A 372-nucleotide genomic window follows, 5' to 3' on the forward strand; every position below is an offset into this window, starting at 1 on the left:
CCTGAACAGCATCGACCCGTCGCAGGTGGATGTCGTCACCGTCGGCGGACCGGCCGACGACGCGCTCAACAACGCGCCGTTGAACTGGCCCGCGGGCTCGATGTATTACTCCGTGGTCGGCGACACCGCCGTCGACACGGCAAGCCGGCTTGCCGAGTTCTGGTACGCCGCACCGCGCGCCGCGGCCGTCGCCACCATGACGACCTGGCAGGACGCCCTCACCGGCGGTTCGCTCATCGCCGGCTGGGGTCCCGTGCTGCTCACCAGCCCGGAATTCCTCAGCGGCGCAACGGCGGACTACCTGTCCAACGAAAGCGCCTCGGTGAGTGTCGCGGTACTGCTGGGCGGCGAGGACGCGTTGGACCCCTGGGT

Annotated in this window: 1 protein-coding gene; it reads left to right on the forward strand. The window is 69.6% G+C overall.

Going from position 1 to position 372, the window contains the following annotated elements; translation table 11 throughout:
* Positions 1 to 372, forward strand: a 372-nt coding sequence (locus tag AC1DSF_RS31375) for a cell wall-binding repeat-containing protein (RefSeq protein WP_478184210.1), incomplete at both ends; no start/stop codon positions are given.

It is taken from the genome of Variovorax sp. 01N429, from assembly GCF_056399425.1.